Below are 23431 nucleotides of genomic sequence, written 5' to 3'. Positions count from 1 at the left end.
TCATTCTCGAAGGGACTAACGGCACGTTTCTTCCTGCTGCTCTCGCCATCAAGGGCACCTACAACCGTCTCGGTGCCATTGATACGCTTGAGGAGGACGAGAATGTGGCGCTCATCGAGGACTACTTGCGGCGCCAGCTTGAAGCTGGCGAGTTCCTTGTACAGCACGACTATCTTGAGCCTGGTTCAGACTACGAGCAGTACAAGGTCGAGTGGTTCCTTGAGGTCTTGGAGAGAAACATCAACGATGATCCAGAGACAGCACTCTTGAACCACCAGCCGCTGAGTTTCGCACTCGTCTGTCAGTCTGTGTGGCAGTCGCTAGTCAGTTCCCAGTTAGGCGTGACTGCCGCTCCTGACGAGGACTTGTTGCGGGAGTTGTTTGACGGACGAACCATGCCTTACCAACTCTACAGCGCTCATCTTCCGGTCGTCCGCACACAACTGCTAGAGCTCCACACAATGAGCGCGTTCCTCAGTGCCCGCGGCATCCCTTGGGCAGTGGCCGAGGCCGGTGGTCAAGACGACGCCGAAGAGATGCAAGCGTACCTCCAGCTTGCCCGCGCCACGTTTGCTGGTTGTGTCCCTGTGCTGCAGGGCTTAGATGCCTACGCACGTGAGGTTGAGGACTTGCTTGCCGAAGACTGAAACGCCCTGGCAAGCACAGCAACAGAACACCATTTAGCAGGGTGCTGTACCTGACGGTGCCCTGCAAGTCCTGATGTAAGCGTCGGCGCGGCAGTTCAAGTCCACAGTGACCGTCGTCTGCCAGGTGCTGACCGTCCATAGACTCAAGGCAAGTGCCAAAGGGACGCGTACTTGCCCAGCGAGCAGCGGCATGATCAATTTACGGTGTAGAGGGCAAAAAAGCACCCGCTCGCTCTGACCGGGTTGGTTCTAAGGTGCCATTGATAAGCGCAGCTAACATTCATATGGTGCTTCCTCTGCTGGACTAGCCGCCAACTGGCACAATCGCTAAAAGCCCTTCACAGCAGCAGTTTCTCTTTTCTACCCCCTTGCCCCGTTGCTTCGCGAGCAACTATACAAACCAGCTTTCCGAAGGCTGAGATTCCTATGGGCTAACCATTCTTGGTTTTTGATATGAAGACCTTTAGAAGACTGGACTAAAATTGGACTAACTACCTCAAAGGTGACAGTTGTAAAGTCGATGCATTGTGCCAGTTGCGTTAGCACTGTTAACCCGTTAGCAATTTAGGTTTTCTTATGAGTCAGCAGCCAATGGTAGGATGTCGCATTCCTCCAGCTTGGCATGGGGAAATTATAGTCATCTGTGACGCGACCGGGCAGACTCCCAGCGAAGTAATGAAAGAGGCGGTTGCCTCTACCTGAAGAAGGCGAAGGCGGTCACGGTGAGGAGGCGTCTAGATGACTTGGAGCACCGGCTGAACAAACTGACTCTGATGGTGCCACAGTGAAACTAAAGGTATTAGACGATTAAAGGTATTAGACGATTAGAAGCTTAAGCTCTAATGCTTTGAGTTTATGTTCCAAAGACCTGGTATATCTAAAGGTCTAATACCTTACTACCTATGCTTAAAATTGCAGTTTGGAATCTCAAAGGGGGTACGGCTAAGAGCACCAGCACTCTTAATCTAGGGGCAGTCTTAGCAAGCTCTAAGCGTAAAGTCCTGCTCATTGACTTAGACGGACAGAGAACACTGTCATTCGGCTTAGGTTTGGATGGGGCAGAACCAACCATCCTCAAGGCTTTAACAGAGGGAACGATCGCACCGCTGGCAACTGCCAGCAAGCACCTGTCCATCATCCCTGGTGATATTGGGATGTTTAGACTCTCAACCGATAAAGACTTAATCGGTAAAGCTTTTAATAGTCTTAGACCTTTAGGCTTTGATGTGGTGTTAATGGATTGTCCCCCATCATTGGGCTTCGCCAGCGTCCAAGCAGTGCTGAACAGCGATCGGGTGCTGTTGCCTACCTTATGTGAGCCAGCAGCACTAAAGGGTGTCAGTGAAGCCATAAGCCTCATCAGGGGAGAAAACGAGGCTATCCCTATAGATGTCTTGCGAACACGGCACCGAAAGTCTCTCATCTTGACGAGGGAAGCCGATGATCTTCTCGTAGAAGGTGCAAGCGACATGGGGTATCACCTGCTCTACGCCACTATTCCAGAGAACATCAGTGTTGCAGAGTCGATCGCGCAGCAACAGCCAGTGATTGAGTACGCACCGTCATCAACGGGTGCGATCGCTTATAAGTCTTTGGGTAAAGAAGTCGTGAAACTGTGGAGACTGCAATGACGAAACTAAGTCGCATGGGGGGAATGGGGAAGTTATCTACTTATGGCACTCCCGCCCCAGTAGAGACAGCAGCAGAGCCTAAAGCGGCAGCAGTGGTTACACCACAAAATAAGGTAAAGCCACGCCATCAGAAGCCACAGCGCGAGAAGCTAACCACAGTGAACATCAAAATTAGGCAAGACCAACGCGACTGGATGGATCAGACCGCTCGACTGGTGCGCGATAACAATACTGAACCAGTGCCTGCAAATGAACGGACCTACCCGCAACATCTTATTCAGGTTGCGATCGACCTACTGAAAGCAACGGGTGTGGACTGGGAGCAAGTTCGCAATGTGCATGAGCTCAAGGCACTTCTAAACCTATTAGACGATTAGAGCTGTAGCCAGCTAGCAAACATTTTTATGACATTAATGGGGTTTTTCCTAAGCGGTTAGGAATACTTAAACAGCCTTTAGGTCTGAGCTATAGAAATGATTGAATTTAACTGTGGACAATGCAAGAAGGAATTTAAGGTTGACGATTCAAAAGCTGGTGTAAAAGGGAAATGCCCAAAATGCTCTTCAATTATTGTTGTCCCTGCCGTATCAACAACAAGTGATCAGCTTATTTTCATTGAGGATGACAATTTCTTTTCAGACAGCAAACTGAATCAGCTTTACAAGGAATTCTTGCGACTGCGTGAAAGCATGATTTATGGGCATCAAATTCTAAACGAAACGACGGGTGATACAGCTAGATTTGAGATTGCAACCAAACCTGGGCGGTCGCAGTTTGTTTGGCTGTACAATTTCACAACAGATAGAAACGAAAGCTGGGTGTCCATCTGTAGCATTGTTGGCGAGATTACTTTAGTTGAGTCTGCGGTACACGCTTTAAGAGCCGTAGATGCTTATGCGCCCTATGGCATCAGACTCACCGAAGACAATCAACTAGTTCTAACGTCGATCGCTAAAATCTCAAATCTTGATACTGACCTGTTAGATCGAACAATTTTAATGGTTGCAGTCAAAGCTGATGAGCTAGAGGAAACCCTCTTTGGTGCCGATCGTTTATGAACAAATCACTTAAAGATTATAGGGTTGCTCATATTCCCCAAGGGCTTAGACTCGGCTGAAAACCACGCGCCACTTGCTGAAAACCTAACTCCGCGACGGATTCAAGCTCACTAGCAGGAAGCTGTAGAAGAATGGCTTCAAGCAAGTGCATCTAGTATTCCAGTCACAAGGTAAACAGAGTCTTTAGAGCTTTAAGTTTTGCGGTGTCAATACCACAGCCCAATTTAGTGATTGGGGTCAGGCTCTTCCACTTGCTTCGATCAACACTGGCGATCAGATCGGACACGGCTTCCGGATCAACAGTGCCAAAGCCACTAAGCTTATGGCTAGTTAGGTAAGCCAAACGCTCAAAGATTGCCGCTCTCGTTGCCTGCTTGATACTGATGGCAGCTGGGGGTGCTGGCAGTGGCGGGGGCGGCGTTAGATAAAAAGCAGTGGCTAAGGCATCGAGCTTCTTACCCTTGGTGATGCCACATTTGAGCTTGATAATCGGTGTGAAGTCTTGCCATGTGCATCGATCTTCAGCGGCAATCTTGCTGGCAGCGGTCGTTGCCTCTAAGCCTTTCAAGGGGCTTCCGGGCTGGCTAGCAAGGTAGGTAAGGGTATCTGCTAGGTCTTGTTCAGAAGCGGTGGTTAGGTTGACCCACAGCGTTTGCCCTAATTCCACTTCTACCTGTGTCTGCATCGCTTGATTGACGACAATGCACCAGACGAAATCGAGGTGAATCAGACGAGCCGCATCCAGAATCTGGGTATTGAGAATGGCCTGATACTTATCTTCACCCACTAATCGGACGACCACAGGCAGGATGTTCTTGCCTGTGCCGGCTAGTTCCTGGGCGATCGTCTTCAGGATGATTGGTTGAGTGTCAGACTTGCCCTTGATGAACTTGCAGGGGAGTCGGCGGATTTGACCGAGTGTGACATCTAGTGGCGATGCCTCTGCTTGCGTGGCATTCATGGTTAATGATCAATAAAATTTGGGGTTAAAAAGAGTTCGTCAACAAGCTTGGTATAGAGCTTGGTGATCGGAGAGCTTTGCCAGCAGATAACTGGAACGTGCTTAAACTCGGCGACTTTCGTCTGTGCAAAAGTACTTAAACGAGTTTTGCATTGGTTGCCGCTGAAGTTGCTTTTCTCCAATACCTGCTTAATGTGTGTCTCTAAAACAACGCCTGCATCTCCAGGGCAGTTGCTAAAAACAATGCCAAGATTCCAGGGTCCAAGGTGTAAACGCTCTTTTTTCGCGGCCCTTAACTCACGAAATTTGGGGATTGTAGAGCCGTAGAGCTGTACAGCATGGTGTAGAGATTTGCCACCAAGATCGATTGGAATGAGCACTGTATCGCAGGCTAGAAGCACGCTTTGAGTGAGCTTGTCGGGGGTGGGAGAGACATCGATAAAGATGTAGTCGTAATCCAGGTACAACAGCCTGACCAACTTTTTGAAGGTGACAGCAGGTTCGACATCTGAATTATCACGAAAAGCTTTAAGCGACTTTTCGTCGCTGGAAAGTACCGAAAGCTTGAAGTCTTTTTTTACTTTGTCAGTCGTGGGAAACTTGCGAATCTGAATTGCTTTATTTAGGATCTGCTTGGCTTCGTCCCACTCTTCAAGCTGAAGTGGCTTGTCACATTGCTCCAGGTAGCCAGGGAACCAATTAGGATCAGCGCCGACACCGCGCGTTAAATCATTTTGTGGGTCAAGGTCAATGAGTAAAACTCGCTTACCTTCTAGCGCTAAGGTTGCTCCAATGTTGACGATATTTGTGGTCTTCGCCACGCCGCCTTTCTGATTCCAGATAGCAGACACTAAAGCGGTAGTGGGATTTGCCAAACAATACTCTAATTGCCGCATTAAGCCTGGAAGACTTGCTTTAGTAACTTTCTGGATGGGTGTCATGGGTAGAACCAAACCATCAACACGTCGCCAGAGTTGGAAGAAATCCCCGTTAAAGACTAAACCGTAGGAGGCTAGTAGAGCAGAAGGGATGCTGCTATCTAAGTACTGCTTGATACCTTTGTTGCTTCTACCACAGTCCTCATAGCCTACTGCTTGCCGATAAAGAGGATGAGTTTTACAGACTGACGCAAAATCTTTCTCTGGAACAGCAGCCAACCCTGGGTCGCGCTTTTTGTTTTCAATCACTAACACAGGTGGCTGATTGATGTCTTGGTAGATCAAGCGGTCAGGTGTACCAAAGCCTGCGCCCAAGTTGCGCCCAGCTTTTATTTGTTGCAAGTTCAAGTCTAGAGACTGTAAAAGAGGCTGTACAAAACTCATTTCTAAGTCTTGCTCACGGTAATCGGTCGGCAACTCCGACCATAGGTCTACCAGTTTTTTATAACTTCTCATGCCATTTTTCCATGTCCATGAGAAGACAGCGTTACCGCTCTCTTACTTTTGTCAGCTAGTCCCACGTTTTTCTCTCGCCGCGCACTTCTTTTCTAAAGTGCCCTATTTATATGGGGATTAACAGTAGGCTTACAGGAACATGACATCAACTTGTTGATAGCTTTAAATGCTGCGCTCGGTATCACGCAAAGCGGCTTCTTTAATCGCTGCTCTCAGCCACTCCGCTCGATTCGGCAGCGATCGAACGTAGATGTCTAAATCTTTGGGCAAGAACACTGAAATCGGTTTCTCAGCTAGCGCTTCATTGCCAATAGGCTTAAAACGGGTATCTCCATGGGTTTCGGTCATGGCTCAGTTGTAACCTGAAGAACGTAACACTGCCTGCAAATGAAGTCACAGCGTCATTTCTTTAAACTGCCTCAAAGACTCACTTTCTAACATTGGAGTCAGAAATTGCAGATAAGTTAGGTTATCTCGCCTTTGTATAGCAGCGGGGACAAAATGGTCGTTAAGGATAACTGTCCCGTTTTCAATGCTTGGATTTCGGAGGAGTCCTCCCTACTCGACTACAAGAGCGTACTACTATTCTAACTAATTTAGTACGTATGCTGTTTGTTTGAATTAGTACTATTGATCAGGTTAGGAGGTTCGGTGTGTGAAAAACAAAAAGACCCCAGCAACAACAAACGGTGCTGGGGTCTGATGGGTTAACTAAGGCGAATGAGTCTACTTGTCAGACAAATCTCGCATAATGACCAGATGCCAGTTTATCGGGTGTAGTCGAACATCTACCCGGTCTTGACTTACCACTATGTCAGGTTGAACAGTTGACAGCACCCTAATTAGTATGATTAGACTAAACGCGACACGGTTCTTTTTCTTGGGAAATTTACGACCGAGGTAAATAATTTTGCTTCGGCGTGTTGGATTGAGAGTCATAGCGTATATCGTCTCCTATCTAAATTTTCGCGAATGGAATCGGTCTTGGAATTTACGTAACAAGGAGCGATTGCCGTCGCTCCTTTTTTATTGGTCACTAGCGACACACTTGAGACGAACCGTATTGATGTCTGAAACCATAAGTGCTGGTTAGAGAACGACTAACTTCCACGCTACATGTAGCCTCCTTAGTAACACTGCGACTTTAACCTGTTATTCCCCTGCTTAGAATACTGTGTTCTTGACAAAATCGAGATTTTTCGTCAAAGGTGCATTAAACCCCCTTACCTAGTAGCAAAACCAGCTACGCTTTAGTTCTCTAGTACTGTCGGTTGCATTCTGCCCTCTTCCATCTTTAAAGTCAATTTAATAGGGTATTCCTATGTCAAGTTCTTTTAGCTGCTACATATAGCGCTTTGAACATGTTCAAGGTTTTTATTGAAATTTGCATTAATTAAGTGCGAAATTCGCACGGATACTTGTGCATTAAGAAAAACAGATTATATTTTTTGCCGTTGTTGAAGTGAGAAAAAACACCAGGCAGAGCGAGTTTAGCCGCTCTGCCTGGTGTTTAGGTTTGTTTTTTTAGGCTGGTGTCGCTTTTACCAATACCGTGACGATCGATTTGTTCCAAGCTGTTTTTGAACCAGCGTAGGCGTAACCAGCGGATTTACAGTCCGCCCCCATTAACCCACAGTGGTGAAGTGTTAGAGCGCTAATGGGGTGATTGAAGGGGTGTTGTCATGAGATGCAATTAGAGCTAATCTGAAGCCCGAAACAACGCAAATTCGTTAACTAATAGAGGTAGATGTGGACTACGTCGGAATCTATTAGTACAGATCGACTATCCTCAATTCCTCTTCCTACAAGGGTTTCAGCCTAATTGCATTCTATAGCAGCAACCCTTCAATCACCCCTACAGAGTAATGTAACCAAGAAGCTCTGCATTTAAGGTTTCGTGATGCTTGACGACCAATTACTTGAGAAATATATTCACACATTCTATGGATACGGTAACTATCAAGGAGGGTTCTGGTTTGTTGGGAAAGAGGAGGGCGGTGGAGGCAGCATTAATGATGTTCTTCAACGGTTAACTGCTTGGTCGCAGCGTGGGCAGAAAGAACTGGAAGATGTCTGTCAGTACCACGAAGCTTTTGGAGTGACTCACCTCTTCAGCCCACGACCGACAATCCAACGCACTTGGGGAAAATTGATCCGAAGTTTACTAAAAGTGCAAGGGCAAGCAGTGACGGTGGAGCAGATCAGAGAGTACCAAAGACAGCACTTAGCGAGAGAACATGGAGAAACTTGTCTCCTGGAACTGCTGCCACTACCGTCGCCAAGCACTGGCCAATGGCTGTATTCCAGTTGTTCACAGCTTCGGCAACTGCAACAGAGACAGAGTTACAAAGAATTCTACGCCGCCCAACGCGCCCACCACATTCAGCAGCGAATCCTAGAGCATAAGCCGCGTGCTGTCGTTTTCTACAGTTCCGATCTCTGGTATCAGCACTGGTGGAAAGTGATTGCGGAGGGAGTCCATTTCGACACTCATGAAAGTAGCTTTCAATGGGGTGCTAATGGTTCTACGCTCTTTGTCATTTCTAAACATCCCACAACACATGGAGTAACCAATCAGTATTTCGAGGCGATCGGGGACTTCCTTGCCAAGCACTTGTGATGATTCGCATATACACTGAAGCGTTTTTAATCTGTCAAATAGAGATAGTTACTCAATCACTGCCCACTTCACCCCTATATTCGACCAGCAATGTAGGGATGTAGCGATCGTCTTTGGATCGGTAACGATTGGGCGAGAATTGCCTTCCCGTCACACGCCATTTGTAACCGCGGTAGGTAATCATATCTCCTGGCAGCGGGTCGCAGTAGAAACCCATCAGTAGGGTGCCATGCACCAACGCTAACTCTTGAAGCGAAACTTGCTCTTTGACCACTTCTGGTAGGTCAAAATCAACCAGCCAAAAGACGTTAGAACGAGCGATCGTAAACTCTTTCTTCTCTGAGATTCCTAGTAGGAAACGTGCCCTTGCTCGGAACTCCTAATTTATTTGCCTTAGTGTCCTGTAGTGTCCTGGCTCTAGTGTCCTGTAGTGGCAAGTGGCAAGTGTCCTACAGTGTCTAGACGCTTGAGACACTAGAAAAGGCTCTCTCTCAGACACTTGCTACTTGCCACTTGCCACTAGACCAGCAAAGAGTTGCTGTTAATTAATGAAGTGCAACCCTGAGCAGGAAGCGGGAAACCGAGCCGAACTTATTTGTTTCTTCCCCATACTCAAAACAACGGCTTTGAGCGTGGGCAATTTGTTTAAGCAAGTTGTCTGCATTCTCAGAAGTGATGCTGTAGTCTTTCGCTTTCTCGCTTTTGTACAACTGCCGTGCTGTGAGCTTGTCACCCACATTAGGCACAAACGAAGCGATAAACTCAAAGACGCTGGACAGTCCGCCTTTAACCGCATCTTCACTACCTTTGTTAAAGAGCACTTCTAATCGTTCTTTGTCTGTCTGTGCAGATATCGTTTTCGGCTCCGTTACGGTTGGCTGCGGCATCGGTTGGAACCGCATCGGCTCCAGGTTCAGCACATCACGGCTCATCATTTCGGGGAAGAATGCCAGCAGCGAGCGGGCAGGATCGGGGGCACCATTACCAGGATGCTTGACCTTCAGCAGCCAATCGGGAAGCTTACCCAACGCTGGCGAGTCCTTCAGGGGAGTACCAAAGTTTTCGGGGTCAGCAAAGAAGTATTCACCAGTGGCAACATTGGTTGCTTGCAGCCCTTTGGTTGCCATTGCCTTAGACTTGCAGCCGATCAACGTCACGCCAGACTTAAACGCTTGCGCGAGTCCGGCTGTGTTGCCATTGCCTACCCATGCAGTGAGGTTGGAGGCATGAAGGACGATGATACACGTCCCGCCTGACTTCGCAAACTGGCGTAGTAAGTAGCTGGCCTGCTGGCGGTTCACTTCAGGATCGGTGATGAGTGCGAGGGCGATCGCCTCATCAATCACCAACATCTCGCCCTGGCGCTCGTAGTTCTCACACTGGCGATAGCTCTGAATCTCCTCATTCAGTGCAGCAGCGACCAGCCGATTCGCTTCGTCCTTAGACTTCACGCCGGGGAAGCTATCAGAGCAGACGGTTTTCAGCGTCTTGAACGGGTAGATGTCATTGCCTGCGGTGTAGTACCGAATTGCTGTCTCTCCCTTGGTTAGCGCCTGTTGCAAGATGCAGAGCAGGGCTAAGAGCGTGCCCTTACCACCACGCTGGGAGCCAGCCACGACAATCACGCTGCCTGACAGCGCGCGGTCAATGTGGAAGCCATCGGCAATGAGGCGATCAACGATGTACTGCCCACGCTCATCGAGCGGCAGTTTTCTGATCTCAGGGTTGGGGGCGTTACCGACCCACAGATCGAGCATGGGAAGACTGCGAGGGCGATCAGTGACTGGCTCGCCTGGTACGTCGATCACAGGTTCACTGTGCGGTAGGACGTGCCCTGATGTGTCTTTTACGGCAGCAGCAAAATGCTTGTATTCGCGTTGGGTCTCTTGGTCGAGGAAACGGGTAAAGTCTTCCCCATCCTCGATCGCCCAACGTGCTTCACGCTTCTGTCTCTGCCCATTCCAGAACTGTTGAGCCAGGAACAACGTGCCAGCCGTGAGCGCCAGGGGGAAGCCGACAAAAGCGCCTGCAAAGATGGCACCGACCGAAATACCTGTAATGCTCATTACCATTGACTGAGAAGCATCACGGCTTGTCTGCTGCATTGCAGCATCTTTGTAGAGGGGGACAAGTGCCGATGGATTTTGCTGCAACAGCTTCTCAATGGCAGCAATCTCTTGGGCGCGATCGTTAGGGCTTAAAGTTTTCAAGTAAGCAAACATCGGAGTCCTCCAGAGGCGAATGAAAAGAAGGGAGTGAACAGTTCACTCCAAAATTGTTTTAAGCTTCAGTGGCCTGCTCTGGCTCAGGCGTGTTCAGGATGGTGCGACCACGTTTAATCCAGAGATAGACGAAGAACCCAACCTCAACGGCAAACAGGGTAATCGCAATCTTGCCAGCGTTCACAAAGTCAAAATCGCTCATCGTTGGTGCTGTCATGACCAGGCGTAACCGGTCCCAACCGCCACGAAGCGGGGGGCAAGCCAGCAAGCAGATGAGGAAATCAACCCCATAGCAAACCCATTTCGCGGTGTAGATTGAGTCCACCCATTTTGTAGGGATGGCGTTGTGCCGTTCTTTCAGGAAGGCAACAGTGGCATGGTCTTTAGAATTAATGGGCAGCCTGGTGTGGCTAGTGATGGAGCCAATCAAACGGCGCAACGTGCGGGGACTGTTTTCCAGCAGCAGCGGCGCGACTTCACCGCTTTGCAGCAGGACGTAGAGCGCGAGCATGGCAGCGATCGACACTAGCGCTACACCACCATCCAGAAACCATTTGATGACAGATCCCAGAATCCAGGTATTACGAATGAACCACCCCAACCACTGGGGCAAGTTGGCTGCCAGCGTCCGATCAGCAAGTGCAACACCGATTTGGACATAAACCTCTACTGACTGCCAGATGAGCCAGATGGTGAAGGCTGCTGCCAGAAATTGAGCCAGCAGCAACAGCCCTCCAAACCAATCAGCTTTGCGTTTAGGGCGTGTATAGGTTGGCTCATGAGTGCCCTGGTCATAGTGACGCTTGCCCCAGTGGGAGTGGGATTGAGTACTGTCTTTACGTGTGACCATTGTTTGAATCTCTATAGGGTTGATTCTTTCGGGTTAGCGGTTGCTGTGGATTTGATGAGCCAGGGCGAGGATCAGACCGCGCAAATCACGGTTAGTGGCACCGTCCAGCAGTTCGCAAGCGCCGGTAATCTTGCCGTTTTCGTCTGCAAAGGTGTGATCGGCATAGGCATCAACCATCAAATATTCTTCGTTTTCTAAGTCATAATTTCCATCAGAAATGACTTGCTGATGAATCGCCAGAATGCCCATTAGATGCAGCTTTTCAGTGAGTGAAAAGACCTCTAGTTGAGAGCCGAATGTCTCTTGCAAGCGGTCGATTGGTGGGGTGTGATCAACGTAATAGTTCAGTGGTTTCGTCACGTTAAAAAGCTCCTCAGTGGGTGGGTGAAGGGTTTTACTGTTGGGGTGCAGAGTAGTGCAGCTTCCCGGCAAGCGTGCCGTCATAGCCAAAGCGACGGAGCGCAGACTCGACAACAGCGCGATCGGTGGTCACAGCGGGTTCGGCTGCAACGCCGTCGGTGATGATCGCCGTCATACCGTTTTGATCGCAAACGGTGATGCCATCGGCTAAATGCACGCCAGGGCGGGAACCATCGAGGACGGGCTTACCGATGGTTAACCCGGTGGCCTTGGTGTGATTATCAGCACGCACAACCAAGGTGCAACCGCTGTAACGCTCATTGGCAATCTTCTGTAAGTCTTTACGGCTCTCTTGGGCGATTGCCAGGCGTTGGGCATTCATCTCGTCCGCTTTGCGCTGCTCAGTGAGTTGCTGCGAGACTGTGGCATCGCGCTGAAACTCACCAGACACCAGCTTAGGAACAAAGCCGATCACTAAAATGCCGATGCCAATCAGGGCGATCGGGTTTTGTTTCAACCAAGTTTGCATAATGAAGAGACTCCTATTGAATCAGTGGGAGTGCAGAGCCAGCGGTCTACTTTGAGCGGTTAACGCTGGCTGTTGCTTAGGGTTATGTCACGTCAGAAACTGTGTAGCTGCTGGCTTTAGGCTGTTTAGGCATCGGACTCCAGCCATTTGGAAAGCTGCTGTTGCTGGGGTGTTGTGCCTGAGTCATTTTGAGCAGTACTCACTGGTACTGAAGTAACCGGATAAGGCTCGTTAGTGCTGGGTTGTGTCACTAAAGCGCTTTGCTGACCGGATAAGAGTTGCGTTGCGTCCTTACCGTGCCGATTGATGAGGTATTCGAGCAGGAAGGACGGTTGTAGGTCAGCTTCGTCTGCTAGTGCAAACAAGCGTTTTCTGGCTCGTTCACTAAGTCGGATGCGATCGACTGCCATCAGACACCGACCTTAGACAACTGTCGAGCGTAGGAGCCACGCACACTAGCGGTCTGTGGTTCTTGGGGAATGACAAACAAATCAGACAGCCTGGGTTGCAGGTTGAGCAACAGCGCCGCACCGCCACCCGTCAAAACACTGTTAGCCGTCGATTGGTAGATGCTGGCGTATTGTGTCCGTAGATAGCCTTTGAGCGACTTGAGATATTCGCTGGCGTACTTGGTTTTGATGGCTTGCCACTGGTCAACCGCGAGCCGTCCAATCGTTTGGCGTTGCAGTCCAGCGCTGATCAACGACAGGTTGATGGAATCGGAGCGATCGCCGTTGCTGAGTGTGGCTCTCACTGTGGCATCATTGGCGATCGCATTCACCAGATTGAAGATGCCGAGCTGCGTCACTGGACGACCGTCAATCACCCGTCCTGTTTCATCAATCAGCCACTCCTCAGCCGTCCTGAAGCCAATTTCAAGCAGAAAGGTTTGACCATGCTGCAAACGGCTTTCAACTGCCCAGTAAGAGCCGATGCCCTCCACCACCGTCAGCACTTGCGTCACTGTGCAGCAAATAGACTCACCATTGCGAATCACGTTGTAGGTGCCGAGTAAAGCCCGTTCCATTGCTGGCAGGTCTTTTCGATCCCAATAACTTGCAACGACTATCAGATCGCGCCCATCGTCGGAGGGACGCAGGCAGGCGGCAAAGGCTTCCCGTGCAGTCTCCAGCTTCGAGCGCTCAAAACTGCGAATATGTTGCCCTTGGCAGGCGATCGAGCCATACCAGCGCGGTGCGGTGCCGTTTAGGATGACGATTGGATTTTCATCGTCGGCATGAGCTGAGTCAGAGGGGTTCTCGCGGTAACCTGCCTGAATGACCAGCGTCCCTTCAGAATCATGGCGTTTGAGGAAGGAGTTAGAGTTCTCAAAACTTACTAGGCGCGTATGCTTTGCCCTGGTCTGCAGTTGCTTGGGTAAGGTAGTTAGAACCATAAGTGCCTCAAATAATGTGGTGTGGGTGAAGCCTGTCCATGAGTGTCGTTAGCGGTGTTCTCAGGCAGGCGTGACGGAAGCAGAGCTAACCGTGCCGTCTTCACCCATGAGCAAAATATAACGTTGCCTATGTTTTTTGTACATATAAAAAACATGACAAAAACTGATTTTTTACATACGTTTTTATAAGATTGCTATATGTATAAAAGGCATACAAAAGGCAATTGCTGCTGTATTCTTGAGGCAAGCGTCTGCAAATCAGCTTTAATTAGGAGGAACTATGACGGCTGCTATCGTGGGGAGACCAAAGAGATCGCGTCCAACAGAGCGCGTTAACTACAAGCTGGACAAAGACATTAGAGCGATCTTGGCTCGTGTGGCAGAGCGTCAAGGGCGGAATGAGGGCGCACAAGTCGAACAGCTCGTCCTGTTTTATGAAGCTTGTCAAAGACTCAACAGCGACAGCGCATCATTGTCGATGGACGCGATTAACGCGAAAGTCAATGAAATATGGGATGAAATAACCGTATTAGAAGATTGAGGTCGATCACTATGACACAAGCTAATCGAGGTGTGCAGGGAGCCGTTGAGAACCTGATCGAAATCTCGTATATGCAACGCGAGAGTATTGATAAACTCGGTGAAAAGGTCGATCGCATGTCTGACCGGATGGAACAGGGCTTTGATAGGCTGACCGAAGCTCAAACAAAACTAACCACCAGCGTAGATAAGCTCACAGAGCGGATCGATAACTTGGCACGACTGACCGACTCGAACCAAATCATCGTCAACAACTTGATTGCATTGGCAGCCAGCCAGCAGGAAACGGTCAATCGGTTGCTGACTAAAGCGTCTTGAGGCAGTTTATCCATGTGATAAGCGCATACCGTTACGAAACCGCTATCAGCCCATGGCAAGATAAATCAATTATTGATACTTAGAGAAGAGCAAACCACTCCCTGTAGCGTCAATAGAAGATAAGTAAACTAGGACAAGTGCACCAGCGCCGGGAATCTAGCTTACAATACCGAAAGAGCCATGGGAGTGGTTGATAGCATGACAGCGCGGTCATTTCGCTAGTTGTCAGATGGTCAACCGAAGAACACAGCGGGTAACAGTATGAAGATCCACCCGCACCCACAATTCATTCCACTCCGAAAAGAGCATGAAGAATTCCGTACCGACGCAACGCCCAGCACGTAGAGTGCTGATCGGCGTATGTATACGACCATCTGAGCTTGAACATCTTACGCAACTTGCACCACGAGCGCATCAGACTAAGACCAGTCTGATTGCGGTCGCGGTGCAAGAGTTTCTTGAAAAGAACGCTACAAATGGAAATCCCCCAGCATCTGCTGCTTAGTGCCACCTAAGCGATTGATTGACTGGGGGTTTCTGTTTTTCTTATTCAGCCTGCATAAGTTCCGAAGTTTGGTCGCCGAGGAAACTTAGCAGGGTCAGTGCAACTTAAAAGTATGCACGTACTGTTATGTTACACATTAGTACACGTTCGCCGGAAGGGCGATCGGAAAATCTTTGCAATGCTTGCATAGGGTTTAGTCTATTACAGACTTGTTTAGCCGAAAGATTACTCTATACAGCTACTAGCCTGATACAAAATCCGATCCGAAAGCGTCGCGCTGTCGGGTTCGGGTTGCATGTGGCAGGAGGTGCTGCATGAGACTCACAGAAGCGTTGGAGCTGCCGCATCCGTATCAAAACCCCTCTATTCGGCTGGCAGCGATCGCGCTCTACGCCAGACATGGAGTAGACGCTAGGGCGATGGTTGTCCGCTGGCAACGCTGCCAACACGCTCAGCTTGAGTTGGCGATCGGGGGTGTCAAATGAATCCCGTTATTGCCAGCAGTCAAACTTTCTCTCAACGGATTGAGCAAGAATTTACCGTCAGCAGTGCGATCGTCCCTACTCTTTACCATGCTGCAACCCAACTGGTAGAGGACACTGAATTCTCATACGGTGAAGTAGTCGCCTGTCCAATTCACGAGGCACTGAATTGGCGCGTCACTAGGTTTGGGCACCAAGCCAGACAGACCATCCAAGCGCTGTTGTTGTTGAATGAGGATAGCTCCACTTGGCAAGCCAAATTGAGCGCACCACGCACCGACACCAAAGGCAAAGCGCAGAAATACGAAACACCTGTCGGCAATGGTGCGAGGGCTTATTTGCCTCCCATTCCAATAGTTATCCGGCAACAAATCAGCGATCGCTATGGGGTGAGGTTTCCTTCAGACGGTGCTTTTTGGGAGTTTGTTGAGCAACATCCTGAAATCCCGATCGTCATCACCGAAGGTGGCAAAAAGGCGTTAGCAGGTTTGAGTCAGGGGTTTGTCACCATTGCTCTCTATGGTTGCCACGGTGGGTATCGAACCAAAGATGCACTTGGCAATCCCATACCACCGACACTAATCTCCGACTTGGCACGCTTTGCTGCTCCCAATCGCCGAGTCACTCTGGCTTTCGATGAAGATACCAACGGGAAAACCCGTCGGCGGGTCAACCAAGCTCAGGGACGTTTGGGTCAACTGTTGCAAATGCACGGCTGCGAAGTGTTTGTCGCCAGTTGGGATAGCCAACAAGGGAAGGGTTTAGATGATCTGATTGTGAATGCAGGTGCGTCTGTCTGGGAGGTTGCCTACAACAACGCTCTACCCCTCAGTCAGTGGCAAATCTGGGAGGGTTTAGAACGGCGCTTAACAATACCTATCAACTTAACGGTCAAAGTCGCTGATTTAGTCAAACTTGACGTGGCACAACTGCCTGATACAGGCCTTTTGGCGATTTATTCACCGAAGGGCACTGGGAAGACCAAGCTGCTGGCAGCGTTAGTCAAGGACAACGATCGCGTCCTCTCACTCACTCATCGGATTTCGTTGGGACGTAATCTCTGCTCACGTACGGGGCTAACCTATCGCGGTGATCTGGACCGGCTGAAAGGGCAGTACATGACTGCAAGCGGCTACACCCTGCGGATTGGCTCTTGTGTCGATGGTCTGTTGAGTCTTGACCCCGAGCGGTTTGTGGGCTGCGACCTGCTTTTGGATGAAGCAGTAGCGCTCGTCCGTCATTTGCTGACCAGTTCCACGTGTGCCCGTGATGGCAAGCGCCCCGCACTGCTGGCACGGTTCCGAGCGCTGGTACAGGGTGCAAAACGGGTCATCCTTGCCGATGCCGATCTGGACAATGCCACTGTTCAGTATGTTCAAAATTTGCGTGGCGATCGTGCTCCTGTCTTCCTAGTACAGAACAAATTTGAGCCTCAGCCTTATCCCTGCGTCTTTCTGCAAACCCCCGACCGCACTGCCATCATCAGCGACTTACTAGCTGAGAGTGCCACTCTGCCAGCGGGTAAGGTTTTGTTTATCTGCACAGATAGCAGAGCACTGAGCGAGTCACTGCATTGCCTGATCACGCAACAATACCCAGCCATACGGTCATTGTTGTTGAATAGCAAGACGACAGGCGGCGAATGCGAGCGCGAGTTTATGCAAACGCCGGATGCCGTCCTGACAAGGGGCGACTATGACATCGTGATCTGTTCACCTTCAGTGGCTCAAGGTGTTTCCATTGAATGCCAGGGTGTGATCCACAAGGTTTACGGCATTTTTGTGGGTGCTAGCTCAATAGATGCCGAGATGAGCCAGTTGTTAAGTCGAGTCCGTGAACCGGTTGATCGTGTCGTCTGGTGTGCCAAGGTTGGCTCCAATTACGCGAAAGTGAGCCGGTCCGGGAATCCCTTAGAAGTGCGAGCGCATTTGCAATCACAAACCACAGCAACAGTACAAATCATCCGTTCCAGCTTGAAGGAAGATACAGCTAAGAGTGTGGACTCCTACGACTGGCAGACTGACCCTCATGTCCAACTATATAGTTCACTAGCAGCAGAGCAGAACCGTTCCATGTACTGCCTGCGTGAGGCTTTTCTGCTCCGTCTGCAGTGGGAAGGGAACATAGTCACAGTGGAGGATCGAGGCAGCGATAAGGCACTGAAACTGCTGTTGGCTCAAACGCGTCAGGAGCTTAGACAGTTAGATGCCGAGGCCATGGTAGCAGCCGACGCGATCACCTATGCAGAAGTGCTGGTACTAGAACAAAAGGAGCGCTGCACCACGGAAGAGCGAGACGCGATCGCTAAATTCTGGCTACAAGACTTCTACGACCTGGAAGCACTCACTGTTGATGCTGTTTTAGCTGACAAGGACGGACGCACACGTAGGGAGATCCTTGGGCTCGAAGCCTTGCTCAATCCCCAGACAGCAATCGACCGTTCTGCGAAGGCACTTGAAAAAGAGACTGCCTGGAACCACGGTGTTACACCGTGGGATTTCTCCCATGCACCTTTAAGAGTCTCACTGCAAAGGGAGATTGGATTGGATGTACTCTTTAGCAAAATTCAGACTGGCTGGCTTTATGGCAAGGATGACTTGAAGCCTTACGCCGATCGCGCGCGGTCGTTAGCCCCCGAAATCAAAGTCGCGCTCCACTTCAGCATCAAGGAGAATATGAGCGATGTTCAAATCATCCACCAATTGTTTTCCCAGATGGGCATCAGGATGAAGCGCTCGACTACAACCAAACTTCCAGGCTGCAAAGATCAGAAGGTACATTGCTACTCCCTGGATCTAGAGGTTTGGGCTGGAACCGCAGCCATTCTTTCACGTCGGCAAGCTAAACGAGAACGGTTGGAAGCGTTGTCAACAGCAAAAGAGAACAGTATCCACCCCCATGAAGAGGATCACTTTAATGAAGGGGGTGGATACTCTGAAACCCCTGATGCATGGCTGTCTGCTGACAACTTGGCAGGGGTGAGGTCGATGCTTGAGTTGGCTGGCGATGATGCGGTAGTCATAGCCAACATCCGAGAGGCTATCCCTGGCTATGTTTTAGAGCGTGTGAGAGCAAGGGCATGAGTGATCGCTGGTTTAATATAGTCTGCTCAACTGCATAGCGCCCCCAATGTAAGACTCCTGTATCTCGTGTGGAGCATACCTTTTTTGGGGTTACGCAAAGAACCTCAAGTTGCAGCTGGAGCAGTGAGTCAGAGTGCGCTGACGCTGTCATGGTCGCTGTCTGGATGAGTATAAGGAAAACTTGCTTGGTTTGAAGTGTGGTCGTACACAATGTGTACGACCGCTTGCCTCGCCCGAGGCTTTGCCGTTAAGGGTCGAACTGTGCTGAGAGTGGTTAAAGGGGTTCAATGAGTAGTCGTACAAGAACTCTTGCTAAGGCTGGAAGACTGACTAAGCAAGGGTTTCAAAAACCAGTGCTCAGGCTCACTGAGACGTATCAGTTAAACTCTAAATTATTTAATACAGAGCTTTTGAACAGTAAAGTAGGGGTTCCAGCCTTTTGCTTCGTAGCAGTTTTCACTGCTACACCCCTTAACGGGAGCTTTTGTACGACTACTCATTGAATCCCGGGTACCAGTTGACCTACCAAACGCTGGAGGCGTTGAAACGAGCCCACCATGGCAAAAAGCACCCCAAGACTGCGTTTGGTTCCTTCTCTAGACACGCAAGGCATTCCAGAACCCTGGAACACTTCACTTCAGCGACTGAATTGTCCTACACCCAGATTGCCACTCATCTACCCATCACCTCCATTGGAACCCAGGACTACTCAAATTGCTGCCCCAGCTTTAATTCAGCAGCGACTCGATATGGAAGAAGCTGACTGGCGGATCGCGCTCTACTGGGTCGTCAAGAAAAAGTGGCAGCCCAAGCTCAAAATTCCTCTCAAACGAGCAGCCGCCAATTTGTATCAGCCGTGGGGTGAACTCGTCTATCGAGGATTAGAACTCTGCATTGAATGCCACAGATTATCCCCGTCCAGTCATACTCTGTATCGCTCTGATGCCTTTTGGTATGAATGCGTGATGCAAGAAGCCAAGCACATCAGCATGAGAGCGATCGTCGCCAACGAGCCTACAGGGAAATCGTCCAGCGTTGAAGAACGCTACGACATCATCAAAGCGTTGAAAGCGCTCACCAATCCGGCTAACCCGCTCACCTCCCCGCACTTTCATCGACTGATGGAAGTCGCCCTCACTCTAGAGCACCAAGACGCGTTCAACAATCGCTATTGGAAGCCATTTCTACGCGCCTCTAGCCAGTGGACTCAGTTCACTGCCAGCCGCTCCTGTCAAGAAACGTTTGTCGAAGGCAACAAACTGGTGCAGCGGTGTGGACAAGGCAGAGGAACCATCACGCTGCTCCGTGTGCCTTAAATCCTTGTTCTTGAAACCCTCTCTATATAAGGGTTACAGCTTTTAATCTGAAACTTTATTGCGAGGACATCCCTGTGCCAAGTTAGGCGCAGGGATGTTTTTGTACTGTTCTTTTTAGACTGCCACGTCAGTCTCTACTCACCATGTCCACGCGCAAGAAAGTTAAATCGCCAAGACCCCTCTGTCAGCGGAAGCAGGGAAAAGAGGGAGCGAAGACGCTCCGAGGAGTCCCAGAGCTTTATAGCGAGAGAAAGCAACAATTCAATGCCACGTTAACGCCTCAAACAATCACCATTCTGGAAGAGATTGCGCTCTTCATTGGCGAATCGAGATCGCAAGTGATTGAGAAGGCAATTCGAGGCGAAATTGATTTATTAACGTTGTTAGCGCAACGAAACTTGCTTGCAGGGAAAGTAAAGGAATCATCAATTCAACAAACCATTTTCACGTCTTCAAACCGTGACTCAAGTCAAATCTAGCTTATAAGCTTAACCTCTAAAGCTCTTTGATCGCTTTCATTCTTTTCAATCTAGACAAAAGCATCTTTAGGTGCCTCTATCACCGTATAGCTTTAGCTTAAGCGGGTATTCATCCAAGCAACAATCATTCTATCTAATAGAACAATCTCAATAGAATGAACTTAGAAGTAAACGCTCAAAACCTCTGCTATTTAACCAATCAGAGCCTTCGCAAATGTTCTTCAATATGGTATTCGACTAATTCGAATATAATAGCCAAAACAGAATCATTCTAAAGTTGAAATGTTTGGCAACTCATAGAATTCAAACCTGCTGATTCTTTAGCTTACACGCATTAGTTGATGAGGAAATAGGGAAAAGATGGAAGCCAATAGAATTGTGATCAACGCGCCTCAAAGTGTTTTTGAAGCCTTAGAAATTGCTCAAGGGGAGTTGCCGCAGATTAGCTTGATTCAAACCGCTGTGCTGCGATATGTGGTTCCAGAATGGGGCGGACCTGAGACCAAGACAGGCAAGCAAGTGTCTTACGCCGCCAGTGAGTTTTTGAAAACGGTGCCTTTGGAGAAACTCCTAGAAGCACCGAGACGGCAGGAGCAGTATTTTGAGCGAACTCAGGCTACTAAAGCGTGTCGTCGTCGCAATCGCTGCTATCTCAAGCAGTTTCTTGAATACGTACAACGAAAGCACTGGTTATGCGTTCATAACCCCGACGATTGTGAGCCACAGTTTAATCGCTTCAGCAAGCCGAAAGGTCAACGTCGAATCTACGCTTGCGATTTACGCACCACCAATCTGAAACGCCCCAAAGCTTATGCGCTCGGAACGCAAGCGGAGGACTACGTTTGGCTGGAGGGGCAGAAAGTGTTGGCAAACCCAGGTCTAGACCGAGAATTTCAGGAGGTGCAGGAGTATGGGTCTAAAATTCGGAAGCCGAAGCAGGTTGAGCTGCAAGTTAAACACCTAAAGGAGATTTTTGGGTATCTGCATCGGGTTGAGCACGTGGCGCTGGAAAAGCTGTGCTTAAATCTGTTGATTCCATTCGTGCAGTTGCGGTTTTCGGAGGAGGATTTTGCAGGCACAGAAGCCTTTGCAGTCAATGCCAAGGGGCAGTTGCTCGACCCCATCAAAGCCGAGCAGACGTTAGCCATGACAGAGGCCATGGCTCAGCGCCAAGCGAAGAAAAAGGCTAATGTGACTATTAAAACTGTCGAGGCGTTCTTTGACTGGCGACGGGACGAATTAGCCACGTATGGGCAACCAGAGGGTTTGTCTCCAGCCTCCAAACGAGAGGTGCTAGGAGCCGTCATTTTGGCGAGTAAAGCTCAATTCCGGGAGGAAACTGATCCGGAAGAGACCGACAATTTTGAGGATGTTTCGGTGATTCGGCGCTTACGACTCAAAATCAACCAGGAGGTGTTGGATCCTCAGAAAACTCAGAAACAGATTCGGAAGCGCAGTGTTCCTTGGGAGCAAGCGATGAAAGTGTTTGAACAACAAAGGCTTCAGACACTCGAATATCACCTCGTCTCCAGAAATCGGCAGAGTGAAGCAGGAAAGGTCGTTCGTCAACGCTCGGCAACCGCGATCTCAATAGATTTTCAGAGGACAGTGGTGTGTGGGCTGATGGTGCTAATTCCGACCGACCGCCAGCAGACGTATCGGGATTTAGAGTCCGGAAAAACGCTGCGGAATGGCTATTTCTTGGATGAGGACTGCGAGGAGTTCGTGGATCAGGGAATCCCGACCGACCCAAACCAGGCGCAGTTCTGGATTAATTTAGAGAATTTCAAAACCGTTGAGACCTATGGCGAGTTTTGGTATCCTGTGCCCAACGTTCAGTTTGTGGATGGCACCACGTTTTATCAATACATTGTCGGCTTTTTGTGGGGCTTTGAGGATGAGAAAGGGGTGTTTCCGACGTACCACAAAGGGGAACACAAGCACTGGCAGGGAGTAATGGATCAGGCAGGAAATCGGTGTGGTTGGAGAGCAGCACTCGAGCCTCAGCATGACAAGGTGTTCTCAATGCCTAAAGCTAAAACACCCTTTGATAACGTATCGTTTTGCGGCATGATTCGCTCTCTGTTTGTCCGCTTCACGCAAGAGTCGGGAAAAGCGGTGCCGGTCACGCCCCATAGTTTCCGGCATATGCTAGCCGCGTATCTGGACAAATTGGGGGTGGCTGGAAAAGAGGAACAAAGTTTCACTTATGTCTTCCACCACTCGCCGGAGGTGCATCAGGGCAGATATGTCTATAAAGACAACATGAGTCGTATTGCACCCGCTGTCAAGCGGATGAATGAGATTATCAGGAGTTTGATTTAGGTAAGTGGAGTCTTTTTGTCCGTTGCTAGTGCGCCGAGCTTCGCTCGGCTTTGTCTACTGGGTAGGAGTCCCAGTTCTGGAAGCTCTGGCAAGGCACCAAAGACTGAGTGTTGCGGCTAGCGCTGGTAACAACGCTGGCGAAGCGTACACAAGCCTGTAAATGTCGTTCGCAGCAGCCAACGATGGGATGCGGAGTGAAACCCTTTCCTTTTCCTCACTACCTAACGTTTTTGGCTGCTTTCATAACGGTTGGGAGCTGGAACCGTACATGTTAAAAGTGCCATTTCTTCTGAAATCCTTGCTAAAGGATTAGTGGTAGCAGATGGTTTTACTAGAACCGGGCGGATGGCGCTGTTGCGTTGTGGAGCAGCTAATAGGTGCAGTGAGCCGTCCTACAGAAGACGGTGTGCAGAGCGGTGTACTAGTGGCTCTGGACTCAAATTGGACGCAAACCGATTCAAAAGTGGGTAGTACAGAGGCGATTTAGTCTGTTTGCAACGCCTGTAACCCCGATACTACCGTTGCACCGTTGCTCCGGGGTACAACTAACCAAAGTGATCGCCCGCTGCCTTTAGAGCCGATTGGGACCAGCACTACCGCTTGACTGTCCTTGCCCAAGCAGAGGCGTTTACCCTGGCTTGGCTTTCGATTCCTGCAGAAAGATTCGGTAAAGCATTCTACAGTGGAGAGGATGTTTGTCAACCTGTGGTGCCAC

23 protein-coding genes are annotated in these 23431 nt (G+C 49.6%); 13 read left to right on the top strand and 10 right to left on the bottom strand.

From position 1 onward, the window contains the following. From H6F76_RS03070 to H6F76_RS03055, 4 genes are all read left to right on the top strand, one after another. Positions 1–647, top strand: a 647-nt coding sequence (locus tag H6F76_RS03070; RefSeq protein WP_190505832.1) for a hypothetical protein, incomplete at its 5' end; no start/stop codon positions are given. A gap of 902 nt (positions 648–1549) precedes the next feature. Then, on the top strand, positions 1550–2278 hold the full coding sequence (locus tag H6F76_RS03065; protein ID WP_190505830.1) for a ParA family protein: 729 nt from the start codon (positions 1550–1552) through the stop codon (positions 2276–2278). Continuing rightward, positions 2275–2655: a hypothetical protein gene (locus tag H6F76_RS03060; protein ID WP_190505828.1), complete on the top strand. Its 381-nt coding sequence runs from the start codon at positions 2275–2277 to the stop codon at positions 2653–2655. Before H6F76_RS03065 ends, H6F76_RS03060 begins: the two co-directional genes overlap by 4 nt. A 96-nt stretch (positions 2656–2751) precedes the next feature. Next, positions 2752–3336 carry a hypothetical protein gene (locus tag H6F76_RS03055; protein ID WP_190505826.1) on the top strand — a complete coding sequence of 195 codons (585 nt, stop codon included), beginning with the start codon at positions 2752–2754 and terminating at the stop codon, positions 3334–3336. A gap of 163 nt (positions 3337–3499) precedes the next feature. Here the strand turns inward: H6F76_RS03055 and H6F76_RS03050 are convergent, their stop codons facing one another. The 3 genes from H6F76_RS03050 to H6F76_RS03040 all read right to left on the bottom strand — a co-directional run bounded on the left by H6F76_RS03050 (position 3500) and on the right by H6F76_RS03040 (position 6039). Continuing rightward, complete coding sequence (locus tag H6F76_RS03050; RefSeq protein WP_190505824.1) at positions 3500–4297, bottom strand: hypothetical protein; 798 nt, start codon at positions 4295–4297, stop codon at positions 3500–3502. A 2-nt stretch (positions 4298–4299) separates the two neighbouring features. Beyond that, positions 4300–5691, bottom strand: a complete 1392-nt coding sequence (locus tag H6F76_RS03045) for a ParA family protein (RefSeq protein ID WP_190505822.1) — start codon at positions 5689–5691, stop codon at positions 4300–4302. Positions 5692–5853: 162 nt separating this feature from the next. Further along, positions 5854–6039, bottom strand: a complete 186-nt coding sequence (locus tag H6F76_RS03040) for a hypothetical protein (RefSeq protein WP_190505820.1) — start codon at positions 6037–6039, stop codon at positions 5854–5856. 1552 nt (positions 6040–7591) lie between these two features. Here H6F76_RS03040 and H6F76_RS03035 point away from each other — a divergent pair. Beyond that, positions 7592–8311: a hypothetical protein gene (locus H6F76_RS03035; protein WP_190505818.1), complete on the top strand. Its 720-nt coding sequence runs from the start codon at positions 7592–7594 to the stop codon at positions 8309–8311. Between the two features lie 52 nt (positions 8312–8363). On the opposite strand, the gene H6F76_RS03030 is transcribed toward H6F76_RS03035, so the two are convergent. From H6F76_RS03030 to H6F76_RS03000, 7 genes are all read right to left on the bottom strand, one after another. After that, positions 8364–8585 carry a hypothetical protein gene (locus H6F76_RS03030; protein ID WP_190505816.1) on the bottom strand — a complete coding sequence of 74 codons (222 nt, stop codon included), beginning with the start codon at positions 8583–8585 and terminating at the stop codon, positions 8364–8366. Between the two features lie 271 nt (positions 8586–8856). After that, the gene (locus tag H6F76_RS03025; RefSeq protein WP_190505814.1) at positions 8857–10533 is read right to left on the bottom strand and encodes a hypothetical protein; all 1677 of its coding nucleotides are present in this window, start codon (positions 10531–10533) and stop codon (positions 8857–8859) included. A 58-nt stretch (positions 10534–10591) separates the two neighbouring features. Then, the gene (locus H6F76_RS03020) at positions 10592–11383 is read right to left on the bottom strand and encodes a hypothetical protein (RefSeq protein ID WP_190505812.1); all 792 of its coding nucleotides are present in this window, start codon (positions 11381–11383) and stop codon (positions 10592–10594) included. A 33-nt stretch (positions 11384–11416) separates the two neighbouring features. Then, positions 11417–11743: a hypothetical protein gene (locus tag H6F76_RS03015; protein ID WP_190505811.1), complete on the bottom strand. Its 327-nt coding sequence runs from the start codon at positions 11741–11743 to the stop codon at positions 11417–11419. Between the two features lie 34 nt (positions 11744–11777). Next, positions 11778–12272 (bottom strand): hypothetical protein, encoded by a 495-nt coding sequence (locus H6F76_RS03010; protein ID WP_190505810.1) that lies wholly within the window; start codon positions 12270–12272, stop codon positions 11778–11780. Positions 12273–12397: 125 nt separating this feature from the next. After that, positions 12398–12682: a hypothetical protein gene (locus H6F76_RS03005; protein WP_190505809.1), complete on the bottom strand. Its 285-nt coding sequence runs from the start codon at positions 12680–12682 to the stop codon at positions 12398–12400. Further along, on the bottom strand, positions 12682–13668 hold the full coding sequence (locus H6F76_RS03000; protein WP_190505808.1) for a hypothetical protein: 987 nt from the start codon (positions 13666–13668) through the stop codon (positions 12682–12684). The genes H6F76_RS03005 and H6F76_RS03000 overlap by 1 nt, the downstream gene beginning before the upstream one ends. Before the next feature lie 280 nt (positions 13669–13948). Between H6F76_RS03000 and H6F76_RS02995 the strand changes: the two genes are divergently transcribed. The 8 genes from H6F76_RS02995 (at position 13949) to H6F76_RS02960 (ending at position 23203) form a co-directional block, all read left to right on the top strand. Further along, positions 13949–14209: a hypothetical protein gene (locus tag H6F76_RS02995; RefSeq protein ID WP_190505807.1), complete on the top strand. Its 261-nt coding sequence runs from the start codon at positions 13949–13951 to the stop codon at positions 14207–14209. Positions 14210–14220: 11 nt separating this feature from the next. Continuing rightward, entirely contained in the window at positions 14221–14526 is a 306-nt protein-coding gene (locus H6F76_RS02990; protein WP_190505805.1) for a hypothetical protein, read from the top strand. Between the two features lie 819 nt (positions 14527–15345). Continuing rightward, complete coding sequence (locus H6F76_RS02985) at positions 15346–15516, top strand: hypothetical protein (RefSeq protein WP_190505804.1); 171 nt, start codon at positions 15346–15348, stop codon at positions 15514–15516. Beyond that, positions 15513–18596 carry a plasmid replication protein, CyRepA1 family gene (locus H6F76_RS02980; RefSeq protein ID WP_190505802.1) on the top strand — a complete coding sequence of 1028 codons (3084 nt, stop codon included), beginning with the start codon at positions 15513–15515 and terminating at the stop codon, positions 18594–18596. The genes H6F76_RS02985 and H6F76_RS02980 overlap by 4 nt, the downstream gene beginning before the upstream one ends. A 557-nt stretch (positions 18597–19153) precedes the next feature. Beyond that, positions 19154–19912, top strand: coding sequence for a hypothetical protein (locus H6F76_RS02975; RefSeq protein WP_190505800.1), 759 nt, complete (start codon positions 19154–19156; stop codon positions 19910–19912). A 143-nt stretch (positions 19913–20055) separates the two neighbouring features. Then, positions 20056–20391, top strand: coding sequence for a hypothetical protein (locus H6F76_RS02970; RefSeq protein ID WP_190505798.1), 336 nt, complete (start codon positions 20056–20058; stop codon positions 20389–20391). 360 nt (positions 20392–20751) lie between these two features. Further along, positions 20752–22716, top strand: coding sequence for a hypothetical protein (locus tag H6F76_RS02965; RefSeq protein WP_190505796.1), 1965 nt, complete (start codon positions 20752–20754; stop codon positions 22714–22716). Between the two features lie 322 nt (positions 22717–23038). After that, entirely contained in the window at positions 23039–23203 is a 165-nt protein-coding gene (locus tag H6F76_RS02960; RefSeq protein WP_190505794.1) for a hypothetical protein, read from the top strand. The last annotated feature ends 228 nt before the right edge of the window (positions 23204–23431 follow it).

The sequence above is a fragment of the Leptolyngbya sp. FACHB-321 genome, from assembly GCF_014695975.1.
GTDB lineage: Bacteria > Cyanobacteriota > Cyanobacteriia > Leptolyngbyales > Leptolyngbyaceae > Stenomitos.
This window is presented reverse-complemented; position numbering and strand designations above follow the sequence as displayed.

Coding starts and splice junctions, on each gene's coding strand:
- H6F76_RS03065 (WP_190505830.1), top strand. CDS start 1,550: ATGCTTAAAATTGCAGTTTGGAATCTCAAAGGGGGTACGGCTAAGAGC.
- H6F76_RS03060 (WP_190505828.1), top strand. CDS start 2,275: ATGACGAAACTAAGTCGCATGGGGGGAATGGGGAAGTTATCTACTTAT.
- H6F76_RS03055 (WP_190505826.1), top strand. CDS start 2,752: ATGATTGAATTTAACTGTGGACAATGCAAGAAGGAATTTAAGGTTGAC.
- H6F76_RS03050 (WP_190505824.1), bottom strand. CDS start 4,297: ATGAATGCCACGCAAGCAGAGGCATCGCCACTAGATGTCACACTCGGT.
- H6F76_RS03045 (WP_190505822.1), bottom strand. CDS start 5,691: ATGAGAAGTTATAAAAAACTGGTAGACCTATGGTCGGAGTTGCCGACC.
- H6F76_RS03040 (WP_190505820.1), bottom strand. CDS start 6,039: ATGACCGAAACCCATGGAGATACCCGTTTTAAGCCTATTGGCAATGAA.
- H6F76_RS03035 (WP_190505818.1), top strand. CDS start 7,592: ATGCTTGACGACCAATTACTTGAGAAATATATTCACACATTCTATGGA.
- H6F76_RS03025 (WP_190505814.1), bottom strand. CDS start 10,533: ATGTTTGCTTACTTGAAAACTTTAAGCCCTAACGATCGCGCCCAAGAG.
- H6F76_RS03020 (WP_190505812.1), bottom strand. CDS start 11,383: ATGGTCACACGTAAAGACAGTACTCAATCCCACTCCCACTGGGGCAAG.
- H6F76_RS03010 (WP_190505810.1), bottom strand. CDS start 12,272: ATGCAAACTTGGTTGAAACAAAACCCGATCGCCCTGATTGGCATCGGC.
- H6F76_RS03005 (WP_190505809.1), bottom strand. CDS start 12,682: ATGGCAGTCGATCGCATCCGACTTAGTGAACGAGCCAGAAAACGCTTG.
- H6F76_RS03000 (WP_190505808.1), bottom strand. CDS start 13,668: ATGGTTCTAACTACCTTACCCAAGCAACTGCAGACCAGGGCAAAGCAT.
- H6F76_RS02995 (WP_190505807.1), top strand. CDS start 13,949: ATGACGGCTGCTATCGTGGGGAGACCAAAGAGATCGCGTCCAACAGAG.
- H6F76_RS02990 (WP_190505805.1), top strand. CDS start 14,221: ATGACACAAGCTAATCGAGGTGTGCAGGGAGCCGTTGAGAACCTGATC.
- H6F76_RS02985 (WP_190505804.1), top strand. CDS start 15,346: ATGAGACTCACAGAAGCGTTGGAGCTGCCGCATCCGTATCAAAACCCC.
- H6F76_RS02980 (WP_190505802.1), top strand. CDS start 15,513: ATGAATCCCGTTATTGCCAGCAGTCAAACTTTCTCTCAACGGATTGAG.
- H6F76_RS02975 (WP_190505800.1), top strand. CDS start 19,154: ATGGCAAAAAGCACCCCAAGACTGCGTTTGGTTCCTTCTCTAGACACG.
- H6F76_RS02970 (WP_190505798.1), top strand. CDS start 20,056: ATGTCCACGCGCAAGAAAGTTAAATCGCCAAGACCCCTCTGTCAGCGG.
- H6F76_RS02965 (WP_190505796.1), top strand. CDS start 20,752: ATGGAAGCCAATAGAATTGTGATCAACGCGCCTCAAAGTGTTTTTGAA.
- H6F76_RS02960 (WP_190505794.1), top strand. CDS start 23,039: ATGGTTTTACTAGAACCGGGCGGATGGCGCTGTTGCGTTGTGGAGCAG.